The organism is Streptomonospora alba (assembly GCF_000826685.1).
Taxonomy (GTDB): Bacteria; Actinomycetota; Actinomycetes; order Streptosporangiales; family Streptosporangiaceae; genus Streptomonospora; species Streptomonospora alba.
Genome location: NZ_JROO01000023.1, coordinates 37,938 through 59,292, shown reverse-complemented (window position 1 = coordinate 59,292; position 21,355 = coordinate 37,938). Strand labels below are relative to the sequence as shown.

The 21,355-nt window shown below is 72.7% G+C and carries 20 protein-coding genes; 14 read left to right on the top strand and 6 right to left on the bottom strand.

Going from position 1 to position 21,355, the window contains the following annotated elements:
* The first annotated feature begins 94 nt into the window (after positions 1–94).
* On the top strand, positions 95–874 hold the full coding sequence (locus LP52_RS12630; protein ID WP_040273521.1) for a 16S rRNA (uracil(1498)-N(3))-methyltransferase: 780 nt from the start codon (positions 95–97) through the stop codon (positions 872–874).
* Positions 875–986: 112 nt separating this feature from the next.
* On the opposite strand, the gene LP52_RS25765 is transcribed toward LP52_RS12630, so the two are convergent.
* On the bottom strand, positions 987–1,721 hold the full coding sequence (locus tag LP52_RS25765) for a hypothetical protein (RefSeq protein WP_052809777.1): 735 nt from the start codon (positions 1,719–1,721) through the stop codon (positions 987–989).
* Positions 1,718–2,248 (bottom strand): SigE family RNA polymerase sigma factor, encoded by a 531-nt coding sequence (locus LP52_RS12620; protein WP_040273520.1) that lies wholly within the window; start codon positions 2,246–2,248, stop codon positions 1,718–1,720. Before LP52_RS12620 ends, LP52_RS25765 begins: the two co-directional genes overlap by 4 nt.
* A gap of 596 nt (positions 2,249–2,844) precedes the next feature.
* On the opposite strand from LP52_RS12620, the gene LP52_RS12615 reads away from it, so the two are divergent.
* From LP52_RS12615 to era, 6 genes are all read left to right on the top strand, one after another.
* Positions 2,845–3,201, top strand: a complete 357-nt coding sequence (locus LP52_RS12615) for a histidine triad nucleotide-binding protein (RefSeq protein ID WP_040273519.1) — start codon at positions 2,845–2,847, stop codon at positions 3,199–3,201.
* 183 nt (positions 3,202–3,384) lie between these two features.
* Entirely contained in the window at positions 3,385–4,434 is a 1,050-nt protein-coding gene (locus LP52_RS12610; protein ID WP_040273518.1) for a PhoH family protein, read from the top strand.
* Positions 4,435–4,542: 108 nt separating this feature from the next.
* Entirely contained in the window at positions 4,543–5,043 is a 501-nt protein-coding gene (ybeY, locus tag LP52_RS12605; RefSeq protein WP_040273517.1) for an rRNA maturation RNase YbeY, read from the top strand.
* Positions 5,040–6,425: a hemolysin family protein gene (locus LP52_RS12600; RefSeq protein ID WP_084723147.1), complete on the top strand. Its 1,386-nt coding sequence runs from the start codon at positions 5,040–5,042 to the stop codon at positions 6,423–6,425. The genes ybeY and LP52_RS12600 overlap by 4 nt, the downstream gene beginning before the upstream one ends.
* A gap of 108 nt (positions 6,426–6,533) precedes the next feature.
* Positions 6,534–6,887, top strand: a complete 354-nt coding sequence (locus LP52_RS12595) for a hypothetical protein (protein WP_040273515.1) — start codon at positions 6,534–6,536, stop codon at positions 6,885–6,887.
* A 62-nt stretch (positions 6,888–6,949) separates the two neighbouring features.
* Complete coding sequence (era, locus tag LP52_RS12590; protein ID WP_040273513.1) at positions 6,950–7,918, top strand: GTPase Era; 969 nt, start codon at positions 6,950–6,952, stop codon at positions 7,916–7,918.
* Between the two features lie 60 nt (positions 7,919–7,978).
* Here the strand turns inward: era and LP52_RS12585 are convergent, their stop codons facing one another.
* On the bottom strand, positions 7,979–8,713 hold the full coding sequence (locus LP52_RS12585; protein WP_040273583.1) for an IclR family transcriptional regulator: 735 nt from the start codon (positions 8,711–8,713) through the stop codon (positions 7,979–7,981).
* A 377-nt stretch (positions 8,714–9,090) separates the two neighbouring features.
* Between LP52_RS12585 and LP52_RS12580 the strand changes: the two genes are divergently transcribed.
* Both LP52_RS12580 and allB read left to right on the top strand, forming a co-directional pair.
* The gene (locus LP52_RS12580) at positions 9,091–10,329 is read left to right on the top strand and encodes a DUF6986 family protein (RefSeq protein WP_157036313.1); all 1,239 of its coding nucleotides are present in this window, start codon (positions 9,091–9,093) and stop codon (positions 10,327–10,329) included.
* Between the two features lie 9 nt (positions 10,330–10,338).
* On the top strand, positions 10,339–11,745 hold the full coding sequence (gene allB / locus LP52_RS12575) for an allantoinase AllB (RefSeq protein WP_052809776.1): 1,407 nt from the start codon (positions 10,339–10,341) through the stop codon (positions 11,743–11,745).
* 31 nt (positions 11,746–11,776) lie between these two features.
* On the opposite strand, the gene pucL is transcribed toward allB, so the two are convergent.
* From pucL to uraD, 3 genes are all read right to left on the bottom strand, one after another.
* A complete protein-coding gene (gene pucL, locus LP52_RS12570; protein WP_040273512.1) occupies positions 11,777–12,685 on the bottom strand; it encodes a factor-independent urate hydroxylase in 909 nt (302 codons plus the stop codon).
* Between the two features lie 79 nt (positions 12,686–12,764).
* On the bottom strand, positions 12,765–13,127 hold the full coding sequence (uraH, locus tag LP52_RS12565) for a hydroxyisourate hydrolase (protein ID WP_040273510.1): 363 nt from the start codon (positions 13,125–13,127) through the stop codon (positions 12,765–12,767).
* Positions 13,124–13,657 (bottom strand): 2-oxo-4-hydroxy-4-carboxy-5-ureidoimidazoline decarboxylase, encoded by a 534-nt coding sequence (gene uraD / locus LP52_RS12560; RefSeq protein ID WP_040273508.1) that lies wholly within the window; start codon positions 13,655–13,657, stop codon positions 13,124–13,126. Before uraD ends, uraH begins: the two co-directional genes overlap by 4 nt.
* 580 nt (positions 13,658–14,237) lie before the next feature.
* Here uraD and LP52_RS12555 point away from each other — a divergent pair.
* The 5 genes from LP52_RS12555 (at position 14,238) to leuA (ending at position 21,321) form a co-directional block, all read left to right on the top strand.
* Positions 14,238–15,038 (top strand): hydroxypyruvate isomerase family protein, encoded by an 801-nt coding sequence (locus LP52_RS12555; RefSeq protein ID WP_040273507.1) that lies wholly within the window; start codon positions 14,238–14,240, stop codon positions 15,036–15,038.
* Positions 15,039–15,277: 239 nt separating this feature from the next.
* On the top strand, positions 15,278–16,165 hold the full coding sequence (locus tag LP52_RS12550) for a 2-hydroxy-3-oxopropionate reductase (RefSeq protein ID WP_040273505.1): 888 nt from the start codon (positions 15,278–15,280) through the stop codon (positions 16,163–16,165).
* A gap of 132 nt (positions 16,166–16,297) precedes the next feature.
* Positions 16,298–18,019 carry a glyoxylate carboligase gene (gcl, locus tag LP52_RS12545; protein ID WP_040273503.1) on the top strand — a complete coding sequence of 574 codons (1,722 nt, stop codon included), beginning with the start codon at positions 16,298–16,300 and terminating at the stop codon, positions 18,017–18,019.
* Between the two features lie 66 nt (positions 18,020–18,085).
* Entirely contained in the window at positions 18,086–19,225 is a 1,140-nt protein-coding gene (alc, locus tag LP52_RS12540) for an allantoicase (protein WP_040273502.1), read from the top strand.
* 365 nt (positions 19,226–19,590) lie between these two features.
* Positions 19,591–21,321 carry a 2-isopropylmalate synthase gene (gene leuA / locus LP52_RS12535; RefSeq protein ID WP_040273500.1) on the top strand — a complete coding sequence of 577 codons (1,731 nt, stop codon included), beginning with the start codon at positions 19,591–19,593 and terminating at the stop codon, positions 21,319–21,321.
* Positions 21,322–21,355 lie beyond the last annotated feature (34 nt).

Below are 21,355 nucleotides of genomic sequence, written 5' to 3'. Positions count from 1 at the left end.
ACGGGCCGGCACCGCGCACGGCGTGGTGCCGGCCCGCGTGTGTGCCGGGTCGTCATGCCGGGCGGAGGGGCCCGGCCGTGGGATGGGGGCAGGTGTGACAGCTCCGGTCTTCCTCAGCGAGCCGGGTGAACTGGACGGCGACACCGCCGTGCTCTCCGGAGCCGAGGGCCGCCACGCCGCCGCGGTGCGGCGAATCGCCGTCGGCGAGACCGTCCATCTGGTGGACGGCGCCGGTACCCGGGCGCGCTGCCGGGTGGCCGAGGTCGGCAAGGACCGTGTCGTCTGCGCGGTCGAGGAGCGCGTCGCCGAAGCGGCGCCGCGCCCGCGGCTGACCGTGGTCCAGGCGCTGCCCAAGGGCGACCGCGGCGAGCTGGCGGTCGAGGTGATGACCGAGGCGGGAGTCGACCGCATCGTGCCGTGGGCGGCCGAGCGCTGCATCACGCGCTGGCGGCCCGAGCGGGCGGCCAAGTCGCTGGCCAAGTGGCGCTCCACCGCCCGCGAGGCCGCGAAGCAGTCGCGGCGCAGCCGGATCCCCGAAGTGGCCGAGCTCGCCGGCATCGGCGACGTGTGCGCGCGGGTGGCGGCCGCCGGCGCGGGGATCCTCCTGCACGAGGACGCCGACTCGCGGTTGTCGTCGCTTCCGCTGCCCGGGCCGCTGCTGTCGGGGGATGCCCCCGGCGCAGGTGAGGAGGCAGAGGATACCGGCGGGATCGTCGTCGTGGTCGGACCCGAGGGCGGGTTCGCCGACGGCGAGTTGCGGGCGCTGGAGACCGCGGGCGCGGTGCGTGCCCTGCTGGGGCCCACGGTGCTGCGCACGTCCACGGCGGGCGTGGCCGCCCTGGCCGTGCTGCAGGCGCGCTGCGGACGGTGGTGAGCCCGGCCCGCGACCGCCGGATCGTCCACCGGCTCGACGACGAATCGCCGCGGTGGCCGATCCGGGGCGGGACCGGCGTCGAGGGGCCCGGCCCCGCACCGCTCGCCGGCCGTCAGGCGACCCCGGCCATCGCGGTGTCTCCCTCTCCGCTGCCCGAGGTCGTGTCATCCGGGGGGGTGGTCGACGTGCCGTCGTCCACCCCGCCGTCGCCGCCGCCCGCGCCGTCGTCGGGCGGCGAGCTGGAGTCGCCTTCCGAGCCGTCGCCGGGATCGTCGGGCGGAGGCTCCTGGGTGGGGTCGGAGGGCTCCTCGGTGGAGCCGCAGCCGGTGCCCGACGTGCCGTCCGCGGAGTCCCCCGTTCCGTCGGGCGAGGCGCTGGGCCGCGGGGCCGGGGAGCCGGCGGTGCAGGGGTCGTCGGTGCCGAGGGGCGTGGAATCGCCCTCGGTCGGACCCGGGGAGGGGCTCCCCGGCGGGGGGACCGCGCCCTCGCTCGGGAGCTCGGCGGGTCCGGGTGTGGACGGGGCCTCGCTGGGGGCTCCGTCACCGGAGGGGTCGTCCCGGGGACTGGTCCCGGACTCCGAGGCCGGGGTGGTCAGCGACTGCGGCAGGATCTGATCGCGCACCTGCGGGGTTCCCAGCAGCACCGAACCGACGATCAGCGCCGCGGCTCCCACCGCCAACGAGGGCCGCAGCCACGAGGCGTTGAGCAGGACCGTAGCCCAGCTCGTGCGCTGGGTGCGGGACCGGATGGCGTTCAGCGCCTCGGGAGAGGGATCGACGGAGTCGGCTTCGGCGCGCAGGATGGCGCGCAGCCGCTCCTCGATGGGGTCGTGGGGTGGTTCGGTCATGTCGTCTGCTCCAGAGCCGAGCGGAGCGCGGCTATACCCCGTGCGGTGTGACTCTTGACTGCGCCGCGGCTGATGCCCATCGCGTCGGCGATCTGCGCCTCGGAGAAGTCGCCGTAGTAGCGCAGTACGACCGCCTCCCGCTGTCGGGAGGGCAGATGGCGCAGGGCCTCGATGACCGCCGCTCGCTCGAGCTCGCTCATCGCCCCCTGCTCGGCGCTGGGTGCGTCGGGTAGGGCCTTGGGCGCGTGCTTTTCTACCACGGCGCGGTGCCGTAGGACCGACCGGGCCCGGTTGACCACGGATTGGCGGAGGTAGGACAGTGCCTTGTTGGGGTCGCGCAGCCGGCGCCAGGCGCCGTGCATCGCGACGAAGGCGTCCTGTACGACCTCTTCGGCGGTGGCGGAGTCGCGAACGAGCAGGGTGGCCAGTCGGACCAGTGGACGGTACTGCGTCGTGTAGAGCTGGGTGACGGCTTGGTCGGCGTCCCAGTCGACAGCGGACGGTGCCGCTGTGGCCCCTGCGACCATCGTTTCAGTCACATCCGTTTGACGCGCGCCCTTCTCGTCGGGTTTACGAAAGGGCATACCTGTACTTCTCGTTCCGCGTCGTCGTCGCCGGGATCAAGCAGCGCTGGCCGATCGCCGTGTCGCCTCGCGAGCCCGGGCCGCCCCGGTGCCTCGCAGGCGCCGCCGCTTCGGCGGTGTGCTGACAGTACAGGACGGCGCGGCCCACATTGCGCGGTGCGCAAGAAGGGCCCGCGGCGCATGGGGCAGGGCGCAGCGGGCGGGAAGCGTCCGCGCGGGCGGACGGGTGGGGAGACCTCACGGGAGCACCACTTGCTGAGGGGACGGTTGGCTGAGCGAGCGGGGATATGACACACACCGCACGTGCACGGTATGACGCAACCGTAGAAGATCGGGCGCGGGTTCGGCAGCCGGACCGCCCGAGGGGCGGCGGGTGGCGGGCGGCGGAGAGGGATTCGGCGGCACCGCCCCGTCCGGCGCCCGCGGCGGTGCGCTCCGCTCAGGCGTCGAGCTCAGGCATCATGGAGGACGCCCGCGCGACCGGCGATCCGGCCGCCGCGGGCGGCCGCATCGGACCACGGAGACGGAGAGGCCCTACGGTGACCACGACCGAGCCCGACTGCCTGTTCTGCAAGATCGCCGCCGGCCAGGTGCCCGCTGAGATCGTCCGCGACGGCGAGCGCGTGCTGGCCTTCCGCGACATCAACCCGCAGGCTCCCACGCACGTGCTGGTCATCCCGCGTGAGCACCACCCCGACGCCGCCTCGGCCGCCAAGGCCGGAAGCGGTCTGGTCGACGCGATCGTGAGCGAGGCCCACGCCATCGCCGAAGACGAGGGGATCGCCGGCACCGGGTACCGGTTGGTGTTCAACACCGGCTCGGGTGCCGGGCAGACGGTCTTCCACCTGCACTGCCACCTGCTGGGCGGGCGGGGCATGGAGTGGCCCCCCGGATGAGCGGTGCCCCCGGATAATGCAGGAGAGCGGCGCAGCGCCGTTGGTAGACTGAAAACGCACGACAGAGTTCGCTTCGATCACTGCGGCCACGGTGATCACGTCCTCCCGAGCGGGGCCGCGCGACAGGCGAACCCGACCTTCGGACCGCGAGAGGCAGGGGCGAGACGGCCGCAAGGCCACATCATGGTCGACTCAACACAACAGAGCACTCACCAGGTGAAGATCGTCGTGCCCGAAGAGCACATGATGGTCCACCTGCTGGGCTCCGGTGACGAGCTGCTCCACACCGTCGAGCGCTCCTTCGACAGCGACATCCACGTTCGCGGCAACGAGATCACGATCAGCGGCAGCCCCGAGGAGACCTCGGTGGTGGTGCGGCTGATCGAAGAGTTGCTCGAACTCGTCAAGAACGGCACCGTGGTCACGCCCGACGCCATCGACCGCACGCTGGGCATGCTGCGCTCTCCGGGCGGCGACGAGGAACGGCCCGCCGACGTGCTCACGCACGACATCCTTTCGTCGCGCGGGCGCACCATCCGGCCCAAGACCCTCAACCAGAAGCGCTACGTCGACGCCATCGACCGCCACACCGTGGTCTTCGGCATCGGCCCGGCCGGCACCGGCAAGACCTACCTGGCCATGGCCAAGGCGGTCAAGGCGCTGCAGAACAAGCAGGTCAACCGGATCATCCTGACCCGCCCCGCGGTCGAGGCCGGCGAGCGGCTGGGATACCTTCCGGGCTCGCTCTACGAGAAGATCGACCCCTACCTGCGCCCGCTCTACGACGCGCTGCACGACATGCTGGCACCGGAGTCGATCCCCAAGCTGATGTCGGCGGGGACGATCGAGGTCGCGCCGCTGGCCTACATGCGCGGGCGCTCCCTCAACGACTCCTTCATCATCCTCGACGAGGCGCAGAACACCTCGCCCGAGCAGATGAAGATGTTCCTGACCCGCCTGGGCTTCGGCTCCAAGATCGTGGTTACCGGCGACGTCACCCAGGTCGATCTGCCCGACGGCACCACCAGCGGGCTGCGCACCATCGAGAACATCCTGCACGGCATCGACGACATCGGCTTCCGCCGCCTGACCAGTACCGACGTGGTGCGGCACAAGCTGGTCAGCGCCATCGTCGAGGCCTATGGTCGGTACGACGGCCAGCAGCAGAAGGGGTCCCAGGGCACGCGCGGGCGGTCAGGGGGGTCCCGCTCCGGCAACGGCACCGGCACCTAGAGGATGACGCGGCCGCGGCCCGACCGCCCTTCGCGCACGGCGCGGTGCGGTCGGCGCCGGCGTGCCGCCGCCCCCGACACCGAGCACGAGACGAAGGCGCGCTGAGCAATGAGTATTGACGTCGCCAACGAGTCGGGCGTTCCCGCCGATGAGGAACGACTGTCCCGACTGGCCCGCTACGTCCTGGACGCCATGCGGATCCACCCGCTGGCCGAACTGTCCATCGTCCTCGTCGACGAGGAGCCGATGACCGAGCTGCACGTGCGGTGGATGGACGAACCCGGCCCCACCGACGTGCTCTCGTTCCCGATGGACGAACTGCGTCCCGGAGGCCAGGAGGACCGCCCTTCCGAACCGGGCGTGCTGGGCGACGTGATCATCTGCCCGCAGGTCGCGGCGCGCCAGGCCGAGAAGGCCGGCCACAGCGCCCAGGAGGAGACCGACATGCTGTGCACGCACGGCATCCTGCACCTGCTGGGCTACGACCACGCCGAGCCCGACGAGCACAAGGAGATGTTCGGCCTGCAGGGCGAACTGCTCTCGGGCTGGCGGGCCGATGAGGGTGCGGCCGGCGGCCGTCCGCACGAGAGAGAAGACACCGCCCGATGAGCGCCGGCTCTTCGAGCCCGGCGCCGACGGCGGTGGCAGACGGGGGACATCTGGCGGCGGCTGCGGCCGGCGCGCCCTTCGATCCTGCCTACGCGTTCCCCCTCGCGGCCGTGTTCGTGCTGGCCGCGGCGTTCTTCGTGAGCGCCGAGGTGGCGGTCACCCGCAGCGGAGGCATGGAGACCGAGGCGGGCGACGACAGCCCGGCGGTCCGGCGCCTGCGCCGGGTCCTGGCCGAGCCGGCCGAGCACCTCAACACGGTGCTGCTGCTGCGCGTGGCCTGCGAGGTGCTGGCGACCGTGTCGCTGGCGGTGGGCTTCATCGGCTGGCTGGGCACCGGCTGGGCCGCCATCGCCTGCTCCGTCGGCGTGATGATCGTCGTCGACTACGTGTTCGTCGGCGTCACGCCGCGCATCCTGGGTCGCCAGTTCGCGCCTTCGGTGGCCGCGGCCGGAGTCAACGCGGTGGTGCCGCTGGCGTGGCTCATGGGACCCGTTTCGCGCGTCCTGGTCCGGCTGGGCCGCTCACTCACCCCGCGCAACCTCGGTGACCGCAGCGGCCCTTTCACCAGCGAGAGCGAGCTGCGGCGCCTGGTCGATCTCGCCGAACGCGGCCACGTGATCGACGCGGAGGAGCGGGAGATGATCCACTCGGTGTTCAAGCTCGACGACACCTCGGTGCGCGAGGTCATGGTGCCGCGCACCGACATCGTCTTCGTCGAGCGCGACGCCTCCCTGGACGACGGGCTCTCCCTGGCGCTGCGCAGCGGATTCTCCCGCATCCCGGTCCTGGGTGAGGACGAGGACGACGTCATCGGCATCGTCTACCTCAAGGACGTCGTCGCCCGGGCGCACCAGGAGTGGACGAACGGAGGCGGGGCGCCGGAGCGCGGCGCGCAGAAGGGCCAGACGGTAGGCGACGTGATGCGCGCCGCCTCCTACGTGCCCGACTCCAAGCCCATCGACGAGCTGCTGCGCGACATGCAGCAGCGGCGCATCCACGTGGCGGTGGTGATCGACGAGTACGGCGGGACGGCCGGGCTGGTCACCATCGAGGACATCGTCGAGGAGATCGTCGGCGAGATCACCGACGAGTACGACGACGAGGTTCCGCCCATCGAGCGCCTGGACGAGCGCCGCGCACGCGTCACCGCCCGCCTGCCTCTGGGCGAGCTGGCGGAGCTGTTCGGCACCGAGCTGGACGTCGCCGACGTGGAGACGGTCGGCGGGCTGCTCGCCTATGCGTTGGGGCGCGTGCCCATCACCGGCTCCCAGGCCGAATACGCTGGGTTGCGGCTGACCGCCGAGGACACGGTGGGCCGCCGCAACCAGACCGCCACGGTCCTGGTCGAGGCGCTGGAACCGGCCGAGGCGGGCGAAGAGTGAGTTCGCGCGACCGCGCTGAGGCCGCCGAGCGCGGCCTCCAGGCCCGCCACGCGCCCGGGCGCGGCCGCGGCCGCGCCGAGAGACGACCCCGATGGGAGGAGGGCGAGAGTGACCGAGAGCTCCACGCCTGACCAGCTCGACCCCGAGGACGAGAAGCTGATCACCCTGGCGCGCGCCACGCGCGCCCGTACCCAGGCCGCCGAGGGCGCGGCAGTACGTGATGAGACCGGCCGCACCTACACGGCCGCGACGGTGGAGCTGCCGTCGCTGAAGCTGACGGCGCTGCAGGCCGCCGTCGCCGCTGCGGTCTCCAGCGAGGCCGGGGCCTTGGAGGCCGCGGCTGTGGTCACCGCAGCCTCGGAGGCCGCCGAGGCCGACCGGGCGGTGGCGGCCGACATGAAGACACCGCTGGTGGTGCTGGCCGGCCCGGACGGCACCCCCACCGCAGCCCTGCACGCCTGAGCGCGCGAGCGCCCGATACCGCGGCGGTGGCGTCCGCCGCGGGAGCAGACGAGACTGGAGAGATGGACGACCTCGACCTGGAGAAGCTGCGGACCCCGCTGGCGATGCCCTCTTACCCGGAGGGCTTCCGCAGCGGCTTCGCCTGCTTCGTCGGCCGCCCCAACGTGGGCAAGTCGACCTTGATGAACGCGCTGGTCGGCCAGAAGGTGGCCATCACCAGCACCCAGCCCCAGACCACCCGGCGCACCGTACGCGGGATCGTGCACCGCGAAGACTCGCAGTTGATCATCGTGGACACCCCCGGGCTGCACAAGCCGCGCACCCTGCTGGGGGAGCGGCTGGACAGCCTGGTGCGCTCGACCCTGGTCGAGGTCGACGTGATCGGCTTCTGCGTCCCCGCCGACGAGCCGATCGGGCGCGGCGACACCTACATCGCCCGCGAGCTGGCCGCGCAGCGCGATACCCCGGTGGTCGCGTTCGTGACCAAGACCGACCGCACCGACAGGGCCGGCGTGGCCAAGCAGCTCGTCGCGGTGGAGCAGCTGGGGGAGTGGGCCGACGTCGTGCCCGTCTCGGCCGAGTCCGGGTTCCAGGTCGACACCGCCACCGGCGTCCTCTGCGGGCACCTGCTGGAGGGGCCCCCGCTCTACCCCGTCGAAGACCTCACCGACGAGCCCGAAGAGATGATGGTGGCCGAGCTCATCCGCGAGGCCTCCCTGGAGGGGGTCCGCGACGAGCTGCCGCACTCGATCGCGGTCACGGTCGAGGAGATGCTGCCGCGCGAGGACACCCGCCCCGGCCGCGAGATGCTCGACATCTACGCCTCGCTCTACGTCGAGCGGCCCAGCCAGAAGGCGATCGTGATCGGGGCCAAGGGAGCGCGGCTGCGCGAGGTGGGATCGGTCGCACGCCGCCACATCGAGGCGCTGCTGGGCACCAAGGTCTACCTGGACCTGCGGGTTCGGGTCGCCAAGGATTGGCAGCGCGACCCCAAGCAGCTGCGCCGGCTCGGGTTCGACCAGCAGACCTGAGCCCGGGCCGGGCGCGGCCCGGGCCCGGCTCCTGCTGGGCGGGTCCCGTTCGGCGGCCCGCTAGTCGCGGTGCTCCAGGTCCCCGGCCAACTGCAGAGCCGTCCGGCGCACGATCGGGGCGGCGCGGGCGACGAAGTCCCAGCTCACCCGGGCCTCCGGGCCTGAGATCGACACCGCCATCATCGCCGGGCCGCCCAGGACCGGCACCGCCAGGCAGCGCACACCGACCTCCTGCTCGCCGTCGTCGATGGCATAGCCCCGCTCGCGGATGCGGTTCATCTCGGCCAGGAACGTCTCGGTTCCGGTGATGGTGCGGTCGGTGGCGGCGGGCATGCCGGTTCTGCGCAGTGCCGCCAGCGCCTCCTTCTCCGGCAGCTGGGCCAGCAGCGCCTTGCCCACCCCCGCCGAGTGCGCCAGCACCCGCCGGCCGACCTCGGTGAACATCCGCATCGCGTGCTGGGAGGGCACCTGCGCGACGTAGACCACCTTGTCACCGTCGAGCATCGCCAGGTTGGCGGTCTCGCCAAGTTCGTCGACGAGGTGGCTCAGGTGGGGCCGCGCCCAGGTGCCCAGCATCCGCGAGGCGCTGTCGCCCAGGCCGATCAGCCGCGGGCCCAGAGCGTATCGCCGCGACGGCAGCTGGCGGACGTAGCCGTTGGCCAGCAGGGTGCGGATGATGCGGTGGATGGTGGGCAGCGGAAGTCCCGAGGAGTCGGCGAGCTGGCTCAGCGAGACCTCGCCGCCGGCCTCGGCCATGATCTCCAGCAGGGAGAACGCGCGGTCCAGCGATTGCACGCCGCCCGAGCGCGTGCGGGGTCCGGGGTCGGCGTCGGCCGCCGCCTGCGAGGTAGCCACGTCAGCTGCTCCCATCCTTGTGCCCGGCGATCGCGGCGCCGGGTGCGCCGGCGCCCGCCGACTCTTGTCGTTTTCGAATTGTAAAAGTTAATGTCCGCTATACAGAAGTCGGATGCGGGACGCGAGGCCATGCTGATGCCCGCCCCGGGACCGCGGGAGTATGCGGAACCGAGGTCGGTCGTGACCGTACCCGCTGGAGACGAGGCGGTGGCCGAGAAGTGGATGCAGTCGGAGACGAGGGCGCCGGGAGCGCGCGAAACGGCCCGGAAGCCGGTTCCGGCGCCCCGGGACCGCTCCTGGAGCGGTCGCTGGAGGAGCTGAACGCCGAGCTCGACGCCCGCCTTGCCGGCGCCGACGCGCGGCTGCTGCGGGACTACCCCGGCACCGGCGGCGGGCGGCAGCCGGTGCACACCGTCTACGTGCCCGCCGACCGGATCGGGCGCGGAGCGGCCGCCGACTGGGGTGCGCGGGCCGCCGCCGCGCTGCGCGAGTACGCCCCCTCTGCGGCGGAGCTGGCATCGGCGACCGGCCTGGAGGAGGGGGACGTCGCCGCGGCGCTGCCCCGCGTGCTGGCCAAACTGGAGCGCGAACCCGTCGAGGACCTGCGCGTCGACGCCGAGGACGGCTACGGTGCTCGGCCCGGCGCCGAGGAGGACGCCCACGTCGCCGCCGCCGCCACCGCGCTGGGCGCCGACGTCCGCGACGGTGCTGCCCCGCCCTGGATCGGAATCCGGATGAAGGGGATGGAGGCCGCGGAGCGGCACCGCGGCGCACGGAGCCTCGCGCTGTTCCTGAGCGCGCTGCGGGACGCGGCCGGGGACCTGCCGGAGGGCGTGCGCATCACTCTGCCCAAGATCACCTCGGTGGAGCAGGTGGCGGCGGCTGCCGCGGCCTGCGCCCGGATCGAGGGCATGCTCGGCCTCGACGAGGGGCGGCTGCGGTTCGAGCTGCAGGTGGAGACCCCGCAGTGCGTCATGGGCCCCGGCGGCACCGCCGAGCTGGCGCCCATGGTGCGCGCGGGCGAGGGCCGCGTCAGCGCCCTGCACTTCGGCACCTACGACTACACCGCCGCCTGCGGAGTGACGGCCGCCCACCAGGCGATGGACCACCCCGCCGCCGACTACGCCAAGGCCGTCATGCAGGTGGCCGCAGCGGGAACGGGCGTGTGGCTGTCGGACGGCTCCACCAACGTGCTGCCGGTGGGCCCGGCCGAGCAGGTGCACGCGGCCTGGCGGCTGCACGCGCGGCTGGTAGGGCGCTCTCTGGAGCGGGCCTTCTACCAGGGGTGGGACATGCACCCGCACCAGCTGCCCACCCGCTACCTGGCCACCTACGTCTTCTACCGCCGCGCCTTGGCCCCCGCGGCCGCCCGGCTGGCCGACTACCTCGGCTCGGCCGGCGGCGCCGTCCTCGACGAGCCCGCCACCGCACAAGCGCTCGCCTCCGTGCTGACCCGCGGCCTGCAGTGCGGCGCCCTCGACGAGTCCGAGGTGACCGCGGCCTGCGGCGCGACCGCCGGCGACCTGGCCGCGCTGGCGGCCCGCCGCGTGGGGTAGGGGGTCTCCATGAGCATCGGAGGCGGCGAGTACCGGGGGGAGGGCGCCCCCGCCGGCGGCGGAGACGACTGCGATCTGATCGTGCGGGCGCTGCGCGCCGTCACCCCCGAGGGGGAGCGGGCGGTCTCGGTGGGCGTGCGCGACGGGCGCATCGCCTGGGTCGGCGAGTACGGGCACAGTGCCCGGGCCGCCCGCACGGTCGAGACCGCAGGCGACGAGGTGCTGCTGCCCGGCCTCGTGGACAGCCACGTGCACATCAACGAGCCGGGGCGCACCGAGTGGGAGGGCTTCGCCACCGCCACCCGCGCCGCCGCGGCCGGCGGCGTCACCACGCTGGTCGACATGCCGCTCAACAGCGTCCCGCCCACCACGACGCTCGACGCGCTGGAGGAGAAGCGCGCGGCGGCCGACGGGGCGGTCGCCGTCGACGTCGCGTTCTGGGGCGGCGCGGTTCCCGAGAACAGCAGCCCCGAGACCGCGGGGGAGCTGCGCCGGCTGCACGAGGCGGGCGTCTGCGGATTCAAGGCGTTCCTCGCGCCGTCGGGTGTCGAGGAGTTCGGCCACCTGGGCCCGGCCGAGCTGCGCACCGCCGCGGAGGCGATCGGGGCGTTCGGCGGGCTGCTGATCGTGCACGCCGAGGATCCCGCGGTGCTCGCGGCGGCGCCGGCGGCCCACGGGCGCGACTACGCGGCCTTCGCCGCGTCGCGTCCCGAGCAGGCCGAGGCCGCGGCGGTGCGCGCGGTCGTCGAGGCCGCGCGGGCGACCGGAGCCCGTACGCACATCCTGCACCTGTCGTCGTCGGCGGCGCTGCCGGAGATCGCACGGGCCCGCGCCGAGGGCGTGCCCGTGACCGCCGAGACCTGCCCGCACTACCTGACCCTGGCCGCCGAGGACGTCCCGCCCGGCGCCACTCAGTACAAGTGCTGCCCGCCCATCCGCGGCGCCGCCGAGCGCGACGCCCTGTGGCAGGGCCTGGCCGAGGGCGTGATCGACTGCGTCGTCAGCGACCACTCGCCCAGTCCACCCGCACTCAAGAACACCGCCACCGGCGACTTCGCGACAGCGTGGGGCGGGATCTCCGGATTGCAGGTGGGCTTCTCGGCCGTGTGGACGGCGGCGGCCGCGCGCGGCCACCGCCTCGCCGACGTCGCCGCCTGGATGTCACGCGCCCCCGCCGAGATCGCCGGGCTCAGCACGAAAGGCGTCCTGGAACCGGGCCGCGACGCGGACTTCGCCGTCGTCGCCCCCGAGGACCCGGTCCGCGTCGACGCCGCGTCGCTGCACCACCGGCACCCGCTGACCCCCTACGACGGCCGCGACCTCGTCGGGCGGGTCCGCTCCGCCTGGCTGCGCGGAGACCCGATCGACCCGGACGGACGGCGGCCCCCGCGCGGCCGCCTGCTGACACGGGGGTGAGGCGCGCGGCCCGCGGCGCCCGCGCCTCCTCTTATACGAAGCCGGGGATCGCGTCCCAGGCCCGGCCTGGACCGGCGGCGTCGTCGCGCTCGACCGCGGCCTCGATGCGGCCGTAGGGGCGATCGGCGGCGTGGAAGACCTCGTTGGGGTTGTCCATGCCGAAGGGGGACAGGTCCACCGCGATGTGGTGGATGTTGGGCATGGAGAAGCGGACCTCGGCGATCTCGGAGTGCTCGCGCAGGACGGCCTCGCCCATGGTGTACAGGGTCTGCTGCAGGGCGAGACTGCGGGTGGTCGCGAACGTCTCCAGCATGACCGCCTTCACCTGCTCGTAGACCGCGTCCCAGTCGGTGGCGCCCGCCTCCCACCGGCCGCCGGTGTAGCGCCAGCGGGCCGTGATGTCGGTGGCCAGGAGCCTGTCGTCGGTCTCGGCCAGGGTGGTGAACCGGGTCTTGGGGAAGTCGCGGAACTCCGACTCGGCGGACTTGAGCACGGTCAGCCCGTCGAACCCGGCGACCACCCACTCGCGGTCGCCGTCCCTGGTGACGACGGCGGTGCGGGTCTCGGCTCCGCTGCGGGCGAAGGCGTGGTCGTGGGGCCCCTCGGCGGTGGGGATGCGCTGCCAGGCGTACTGCTCAAGCTCCACACCGGCGCCGTCGATGTAGTCGTGCTCGGTGGTGAAGTGGCGGGCCAGCAGCAGGCCGAAGTCCTCGGCGGCGCCGACGCCGTGCTCGCGGGCCAGCGCATAGACCGCGTTCTTCTGGGTGTCGGTGGTCAGGCAGTGGGCGTTGTCGCCGCGGGTGTGCACCGCCACCATGTCGCCGCGCAGCCGGGTGCTGACGTTGAGGTCGGTGATGCGGTGGGCGGCCGCGGAGCGGTCGACGTGCACCAGGCGCACCTCGGCCTTGCCGTACTCGTTGCGCCCGAGGCGGATCGCCATGTCCGGCTCCTTGGTCGGGTGGGGGTCGATGTCCAGACGCCGGTCGCCCGGCTGCGCGGCGAAGTGCCCGAAGGAGCACTCAGCTGCCGCGGTAGGTGGCGTAGCCGAACGGGCTGAGCAGTAGCGGAACGTGGTAGTGGGCCTCCTCGTCGGCGAGTTCGAAGGCTACCGCCACCTCCGGATAGAAGCCCTGCTGCCCGGTGCGGGCGAAGTAGTGGGCCGTGTCGAAGACCAGCCGGTAGGAGCCCTCCGCCAGGCGGTCGGGGCCCAGGTCGCGGGCGCGCCCGTCGTCGTCGGTGGCGCCGGAGGCGATCACCGTCCTGCTGCCGGTGTGTCCGTCGGCGCCGGCGTTGTGGGAGGCCGGGCGTTCCAGCCGCACCGGTACACCGGCGGCGGGGCGGCCGAGGGCGGTGTCCAACACGTGCGTGGTGACGTGGCTCATCGGCGATCGAGTACCTTTCCGACACGCTGCAGGGCGATCTTGCGGAGTTCGTCGGCGACGACGCGCGCCTCGGTCGCCGGGTCGTTGGCCATGCGCCGGGTGAGGTCGGCCAGCAGTTCGCCGGCCGGACGGCCCTCTGCGCAGACGAGGTAGATCCGGCCGAAGCGCCGTTCGTAGTCGGCCTGGGCGGCCGCGAAACGCCCGCGCACCTCGGCCTCGCCGGCGGAGAACCCCTCCTGCTCACCGCGTGACCACGTGCTTTCGGCGCCGGTGCCGGCAGCGCGCTCGCCGATGCGGGGGTGCCGGGCCAGGGCGGCGGCCACCTCGTCGTCGGTGAGTGTGCGCGCGAGTTCGTCGGCGGCCTCCAGGAGCGCCGAACGCGAAGCGAAGGGGCGCCGGTCGCGCAGTTCGCCGATCCAGCGCCGCACGTCGAGGCAGGAGCCGAACTCGGTGGCGAACTCCTCGGGGGAGAGGGCGTTCACGCGTGCGAGACCGGGATCGGGGGCGCTCGCAGCGGCGCTGTCCGGCATCGTGCCTCCTTCGCCGGGCCCGGCGGCCGACCGTGGTCCAGGCCCTGTCCGACTGAGGACACCTTCCCGTCTCGGCCCCGTCGGATTCAATCTCCCGGTGCCCGTTCGGCGCCCCTCCTGCGGGCCGGAGGGTGCCGCGACGCCCGTCGCGGATCAGGTTTTCACACTTCGGAATCTCGGTACTGCATCCCGGATTGCGGTTCGGAGGGGGGAGAGCGTGGAGTCGGTCGGTCGTGGGAGTGATGACGGCGCAGGGTGTGGAGCCCTGTCAGGGCGAGTCGGGCGCACGGGAATGCCGCGAAGGGTGGTTGACAACCCCCGCAGTGTGGCGCAAACTCACATCAATTCCTTGAAGTGAAAGAGCAATTCCACATAACGGAATCTCTTCACCCGAGCGAGCGGAGCGCACACGGACTCCGTCCAGCCACTCCGGTCGGCCCCTCCTCCAGCCGCGCCGACCGCGTCCCGTCCCCCGGCCCTCACCCCCACCGCCCGTGCGAACCGGTCCGGTTCCGCCCGGACCGGTGCAGCGCGTCCCCGAACCGCCCGACCCCGTCCGTCCTCTTGGAGGAGGCGAGCCATGAGCCACTCGCTGCCCTACACCGTCAACTGCTCGCTGCTATTCACCGAGCTTCCGCTGCACCAGCGCCCCGCCGCCGCGCGCGAATCCGGATTCGACGCCGTCGAGTTCTGGTGGCCCTTCGAGAGCGCCGCGCCCGGCGACGCCGAGGTCGACGCGTTCGTCGCCTCCGTCGAGAACGCCGGCGTCCGCCTCACCGGCCTGAACCTCTTCGCCGGGCGGCTGCCCGGACCCGATCGCGGCGTCCTCTCCCACCCCGACCGGGTCCAGGAGGTCCGCGACAACCTCGACGTCGTCGCCGGAATCGCCGAACGCACCGGCACCACGGCGTTCAACGCGCTCTACGGCCTGCGCCAGGAAGGCGTCGACCCCGCCGAGCACGACGAGACGGCCATGCAGAACGTCCTGGCCGCCGCCAAGGCCCTGGAGCCGGTCGGCGGCACCGTGCTCATCGAGCCGATCAGCGGTTCCGCGGACTACCCGCTGATCACCGCCGCCGACGGCCGCGCCTTCGTCTCCGCCGCCGCGAAGGCGGGCGCCGCCAACGTCGCGCTCTTGGCCGACCTCTACCACCTGGCGGTGAATGGAGACGATGTGGCGGCCGTCGTGCGCGACCACGCCGCCGAGTTCGGCCACATCCAGATCGCCGACGCGCCCGGCCGCGGCGAGCCCGGCACCGGGCAGCTGCCCCTGATGGACCTGCTCGCCGCCGCCCAGGAGGGCGGCTACCACGGCCACGTGGGGCTGGAGTACAAGCCCACCGTCGCCACCGCCGACAGTTTCGGCCGGCTGCGTAGCTGACCGCGGCCGACTCCTTCTTCCTCGACCTTCCTCCGCTTCCGATACCGGCCGCACCGGGCGCCTGGACCGCCCGGGCCGCCCGCCGTTCCGGCCCGCCTCCCGCCGCTCAGGCCCGGAGTCCGCGCCCGCGCGGTCGGGCCCGGCCCTGCTCCGCCGAAGCGCCGGCCGAGGCGCGCCCGTCCTGTCGCGCCGCCCTTGCTCCCGCACCGTCCGCACCGCCCTTGAAGGAGGGAACCGCCATGTCCCAACCCCGCACGATCGCGTTCGTCGGGCTCGGCATCATGGGCCTGCCCATGGCCGCCAACCTGATCTCCGCCGGCTTCGCCGTGCGCGGCTACGACCGCAGCCCCAAGCAGACCGACCGCTTCGCCGAGAAGGGCGGCACCGCCGCGTCCTCGCCCGCCGAGGCCGTGGCGGGCGCCGACGTCGTCATCACGATGGTCCCCGACTCGCCCGACGTCGAAGAGGCCATGTTCTCCACCGGCGGCGTGTTCGACAGCGCGTCGTCCGGAACCCTGGTGATCGACATGAGCACGATCCGCCCCGACACCGCGCGCGCCGTCGCCGAGGAGGGCGCCAAGCACGGCCTGCGGGTGCTCGACGCCCCCGTCAGCGGCGGCGAGGCCGGTGCGGTCGAGGGCGTGCTGTCCATCATGGTCGGCGGGGACTCCGCCGACTTCGACGCCGCCGCCGACGTGTTCGCCCCGCTGGGCACCGCCGTGCTGGTGGGCCCCTCCGGGGCGGGGCAGACCGTCAAGGCCGCCAACCAGCTCATCGTCGCCGGCAACATCCAGCTGGTGGCCGAGGCGCTGGTGTTCCTGGAGGCCCACGGCGTCGAGACCGAGGCGGGTCTGCGCGTCCTCAACGGCGGCCTGGCCGGCAGCACCGTGCTCACCCGCAAGGGCGAGGCCATGCGCCACCGCCGCTTCGAACCGGGGTTCCGCATCGAGCTGCACGACAAGGACATGGGCATCGTCACCGCCGCCGCCCGCGAGGCCGGCGTGCCCGTCCCGATGGGCGCCCTGGTGGCGCAGTTCGTCGGCGCTCTCAAGGCCCAGGGCCACGGCGGCCTCGACCACTCCGCGCTGCTCAAGCTCGTCGACCAGCTCGGCGCCGAGCAGAAGTGACACGGTGCCGCCGGCGGAAGGCGCCGCCCACCTCGCGGTGCGACCGCGACGGGGCGCCCGGGTGTTGGCCGCACCCGGCACTTCCGCCGGCGGCCTCGGAAAACCCAACCAGCACTGAAGGGTTCAGCGAACATGGTACAGATGCCCGCGATGAACGCCGTGGTCGAGGTCCTCAAGTCCGAGGGCGTCGACACGGCGTTCGGCTGCCCGGGAGCGGCCATCCTGCCGCTCTACAAGGCGATGGAGGAGGTGGGCGGGATCGAGCACCTGACCGTCCGCCACGAAGAGGGCGCCACTCACATGGCCGACGGCTGGGCGCGCACCAACGGCGGCGTCGGCGTGGCCATCGGCACGTCCGGCCCTGCCGGCACCAACATGATCACCGGCCTCTACACCGCCATGGCCGATTCCATCCCGATGGTCTGCATCACCGGCCAGAACGTCTCGACCAAGCTGCACCAGGAGGCTTTCCAGGCTGTCGACATCGTCGAGATCGCCGCGCCGGTGACCAAGTGGGCCGTCCAGCTCAAGGAGGCCGGCCAGGCGCCGTGGATCTTCCGCGAGGCCTTCCGGGTGGCCCGCGAAGGGCGGCCCGGACCGGTCCTGGTGGACCTTCCCATGGACATCGCCCAGGAGTTCGTCGAGTACGACCCCACCATCGACGCGCCGCTGCCGATCCACCCCGTATGGCCGCACCCGCCGCGCGTCGAGCGGGCTCTGGACATGCTGCTGGAGGCCGACAGGCCGCTGATCCTGGCCGGGGGCGGCGTCGTGATCGCCGAGGCCGCCGACGCGCTGCGCGAGGTCGCCCAGATTCTCAACGTGCCCGTGCAGACCACGTTGATGGGCAAGGGCGCCTTCGACGAGGACAGCCCGCTCTATGCCGGCATGGCCGGAGTGCAGACCTCGCAGCGCTACGGCAACGCCTCCTTCCTCGAATCCGACCTGGTGCTGGCGGTGGGCGCGCGCTTCGGAGACCGCCACACCGGAAAGCTCGACGTCTACCGCGGCGACCGGCGCTTCATCCACGTCGACATCGAGCCCACCCAGCTCGGCAAGGTCTTCGAGCCCGACCTGGGCGTGGTCTCCGACGCCGGGCTGTTCCTCAAGTCGCTGGCCGAGCGCGCCGCCCGGCGCGGGCCCGCCCGCGACCCCGGCGCATGGGCGAGGCGGGTCGAGGAGCTCAAGTCCGAGCTGGGCCGGCGCGAGGACTTCGACTCCACCCCGATCAAAGCGCCGCGGGTCTACAAGGAGATCAACGAGGCCTTCGGGTCCGAGGCCTACTTCGTCACCGCGATCGGGCTGTATCAGATCTGGGGCGGACAGCACCAGAAGGCCCACCTGCCCCGCCACTACCAGGTCTGCGGCCAGGCGGGGCCGCTGGGCTGGGAGATCCCCGCGGCCATCGGCGTGAAGAAGGCGCTCAAGCGCACCGAGCCCGAGGCCGAGGTGGTCGGCGTCGTCGGCGACTACAGCTTCCAGTACACGGTCGAGGAGCTGGCGGTCGCCGCCCAGTACGACGTGCCGTTCGTGCTGATCATGCTCAACAACGAGTACCTCGGACTCATCCGCCAGGCCGAGATCCCCTACGGCATGAACTACCAGGTCGACATCCACTACGACGACTACGGCACCGACAACGTCAAGATCATGGAGGCCTACGGCTGCACCGGGCGCCGCGTCACCGAGCCCGGCGACGTCCGCTCCGCCATCGACTGGGCGCGCAAGGAGGCCCAGCGGACCTCGCGTCCTGTGCTCGTAGAGGTCATGATCGAACGTGAGGCCAACACGCCCCACGGACCGGCCCTCGACGCCGTCAAGGAGTTCGAGCCGCTGCCCGGCGCGACCGCCTGAGTCGGCGGTGCGGTGCCGGGACGGGCGGACGGCACCGCACCGCATCCGACGAGGAGGTGACCGCCGGTGAGCGGCCCCGCGTTCCAGCTCCTGCCCGACCTCGCCCTGCGCAGTCGCGGCGGAGCCGTCGTGCACGCCAGCGACGAGTCGTTCGCCGAGCGCGAGAACCTGATCAAGCCCGGCGCGGCAGGATTCGACCCCGCCGCATTCGGACACAAGGGCAAGATCTACGACGGCTGGGAGACGCGGCGCCGTCGCGATCAGGGCCACGACCACGCTGTCGTGCGGCTGGCCGTGCCCGGTGTCGTGCACGGCGTCGTCGTCGACACCGCCCACTTCACCGGCAACCACCCGCCCGAGGTGTCGGTGGAGGGCGCCGGGTTCGAGGGCCACCCCTCCACCGGCGAACTGGGTGCCGCCGAGTGGACGACCCTCGTGCCCCGCACCGCCGTCGCCGGCGACACGGCCAACGCCTTCGCCGTCGAGGACCCGCACCGCTACACCCACGTGCGGCTGAACATCCACCCCGATGGGGGCGTCGCCCGGCTGCGGGTCCACGGCGAGGCCCTGCCGGACCCGCGGCTGCTGGTCACCGAGTCGATGGACCTGGCCGCCCTGGTCGTCGGCGGGCGCGTGCTGGCCTGCAGCAACGGCTTCTACGGTGCGCCGGAGAACGCCATCGCGCCGGGCCGGGCCCGCCATATGGGCGAGGGATGGGAGAACGCGCGTCGCCGCGGTGCGGGCAACGACCACCTGGAGATCGGCTTGGCCGCCGCCGGCGAGCCGCGGCTGCTGGAGGTGGACACCTCCTACTTCCTGCACAACGCCCCCGCCGAGGCCGCCGTCAGCGGCAACGCGGAGGCCGACGGCACGGGGGAGTGGTTCCCGCTCCTGGAGCGCACCCCGCTGCTGCCCGACACCCCCCACATGTTCGTCGTGGCGGCGCCGCGCCCGGCCGAGCGGCTGCGGCTGGACGTCTACCCCGACGGGGGCGTCGCCCGTTTCCGCGCGCACGGGCCGCTCACGGCAGCGGGACGGGCCGCGCTGTGGGTGCGCTGGCTCGACGCGCTGCCGGAGGACCAGGCCCGTGCGGCGCTGGCGGGGCTGGGGCTGTCACACCGCCAGACCGAGTCCCTGCTGCGGCGCCGCCCGGTGGGCACGGCCGCCGACCTGCCCGAGCCGCTGGCCGCGGCCGTGCGCGGTTGAGCGGGCGGCCGCAGCCGGCGGCGGGAGATTTCGCCGCCGGGTCCCGAGACCCGGAAATCGTGCATAGTTCCTGCTCAGAGGGTCGGTTTCCGGGTTCGAAGAAGCCGGGAGGACGGCCGCGGCGGCGTCGTGCCGAGCCTGCGATGCCGTGCCGGCGACGAAGCTTCTGCTACGGTGGCTAGCACTATGCTGCGCGAGCTGCTCCTCCTTAGCGGCCGCGGCGGGGGTCGCTAACCAGGTCGACTCCCTCGCCGCGGGGCTTCGACGTGTTCACAGTCGGCCGCTGATCGCGAGCAGTCGCCCGTCTCCACCACCGTTTCTGTCGGAGGCGTCTGGCGGCGCATTCCTTCCAAGGAGCCTTTTCCATGGTGCCGCAGCAGCAACCCAGTGGTATGCCCTTCCAGCGCTACCGCCCCTTTCCCGCGGTCGATCTGCCCGACCGCACCTGGCCCTCCAAGGCCATCACCGCCGCACCGCGCTGGCTGTCGACCGACCTGCGCGACGGCAACCAGGCGCTGATCGAGCCGATGGACCCCCAGCGCAAGCACGAGATCTTCGCGCTGCTGGTCCGCATGGGCTACAAGGAGATCGAGGTCGGCTTCCCCGCTGCCAGCCAGACCGACTTCGACTTCGTACGCAGCCTCATCGAGGGCGACCTGATCCCCGACGACGTGCAGATCTCCGTGCTGACCCAGGCCCGCCCGGACCTGATCGAGCGCACCGTGCAGAGCCTGGTGGGCGCCAAGCGCTCCACCGTGCACCTGTACAACGCCACAGCGCCGGAGTTCCGCCGCGTCGTCTTCGGCGTCGACCGCGAAGCCTGCAAGGCCATCGCCGTCGACGGCACCCGCGCGGTCATGGAGAACATCGACCGCTACCTGGGCGACGCCGACTACGTCGGCTACGAGTACTCGCCCGAGATCTTCATCGACACCGAGCTGGACTTCGCGCTGGAGGTCTGCGAGGGCGTCATGGACGTCTGGCGGCCCGGTCCCGGCCGCGAGATCATCCTCAACCTGCCGGCCACGGTCGAGCGCGCCACCCCCAATGTCTACGCCGACCAGATCGAGTGGATGAGCCGCAGCCTGTCCCGTCGCGAACACGTCTGCCTGTCGGTGCACCCTCATAACGACCGCGGCACCGGCATGGCTGCGGCCGAGCTGGGCGTGATGGCCGGCGCCGACCGCGTCGAGGGCTGCCTGTTCGGCCACGGCGAGCGCACCGGCAACGTCGACCTGGTCACCCTGGGCATGAACCTGTTCAGCCAGGGTGTCGACCCCATGATCGACTTCTCCGACATCGACGCCGTGCGGCGCATCGTCGAGCACTGCACCCAGATGCCCGTCGCGCCGCGCCACCCCTACGGCGGCGACCTGGTCTACACCGCCTTCTCCGGCTCCCACCAGGACGCCATCAAGAAGGGCCTCACCGCCCTGGAGGAGGACGCCGCCCAGGCGGGCACCCCGGTGTCCGACTACCGCTGGCACGTGCCCTACCTGCCCATCGACCCCAAGGACGTGGGCCGCAACTACGAGGCCGTCATCCGGGTCAACAGCCAGTCCGGCAAGGGCGGGGTCTCCTACATCCTGCACCGCGACCACGCGCTGGACCCGCCGCGCCGCCTGCAGATCGAGTTCTCCCACAAGGTCCAGGAGTTCACCGACACCGACGGCGGCGAGGTCGACGGCGAGCGTATCTGGGAGATCTTCTCCCGGACGTACCTGAACGAGGACGGCCCGGTGGGCGTGCTGGCGCACCGCTCCGAGAGCGCCGAGGACGGCGGCTACCGCATCAGCGCCGACGTCCGGGTGCAGGGGGAGATCCGCGAGATCGCCGGCAGCGGCCAGGGCCCGATCTCGGCGTTCTGCGATGCGCTGACCGACGTCGACACCAAGGTCCGGGTGCTGGACTACGTCGAGCACTCGCTGGAGGTGGGCAGCGACGCCCGCGCCGCCGCCTACGTGGAGGCCGAGATCGACGGGCGCACCGTGTGGGGCGTGGGCATCCACCACAACATCACCACCGCTTCGCTGAAGGCGGTGTGCAGCGCCATCGGCCAGGCCCGCGCCGAGGCCCGGGCCACCGAGGCGGAGTGACCCGCTAGTCGGGTCCCGCGCCCTCGATCGGCGC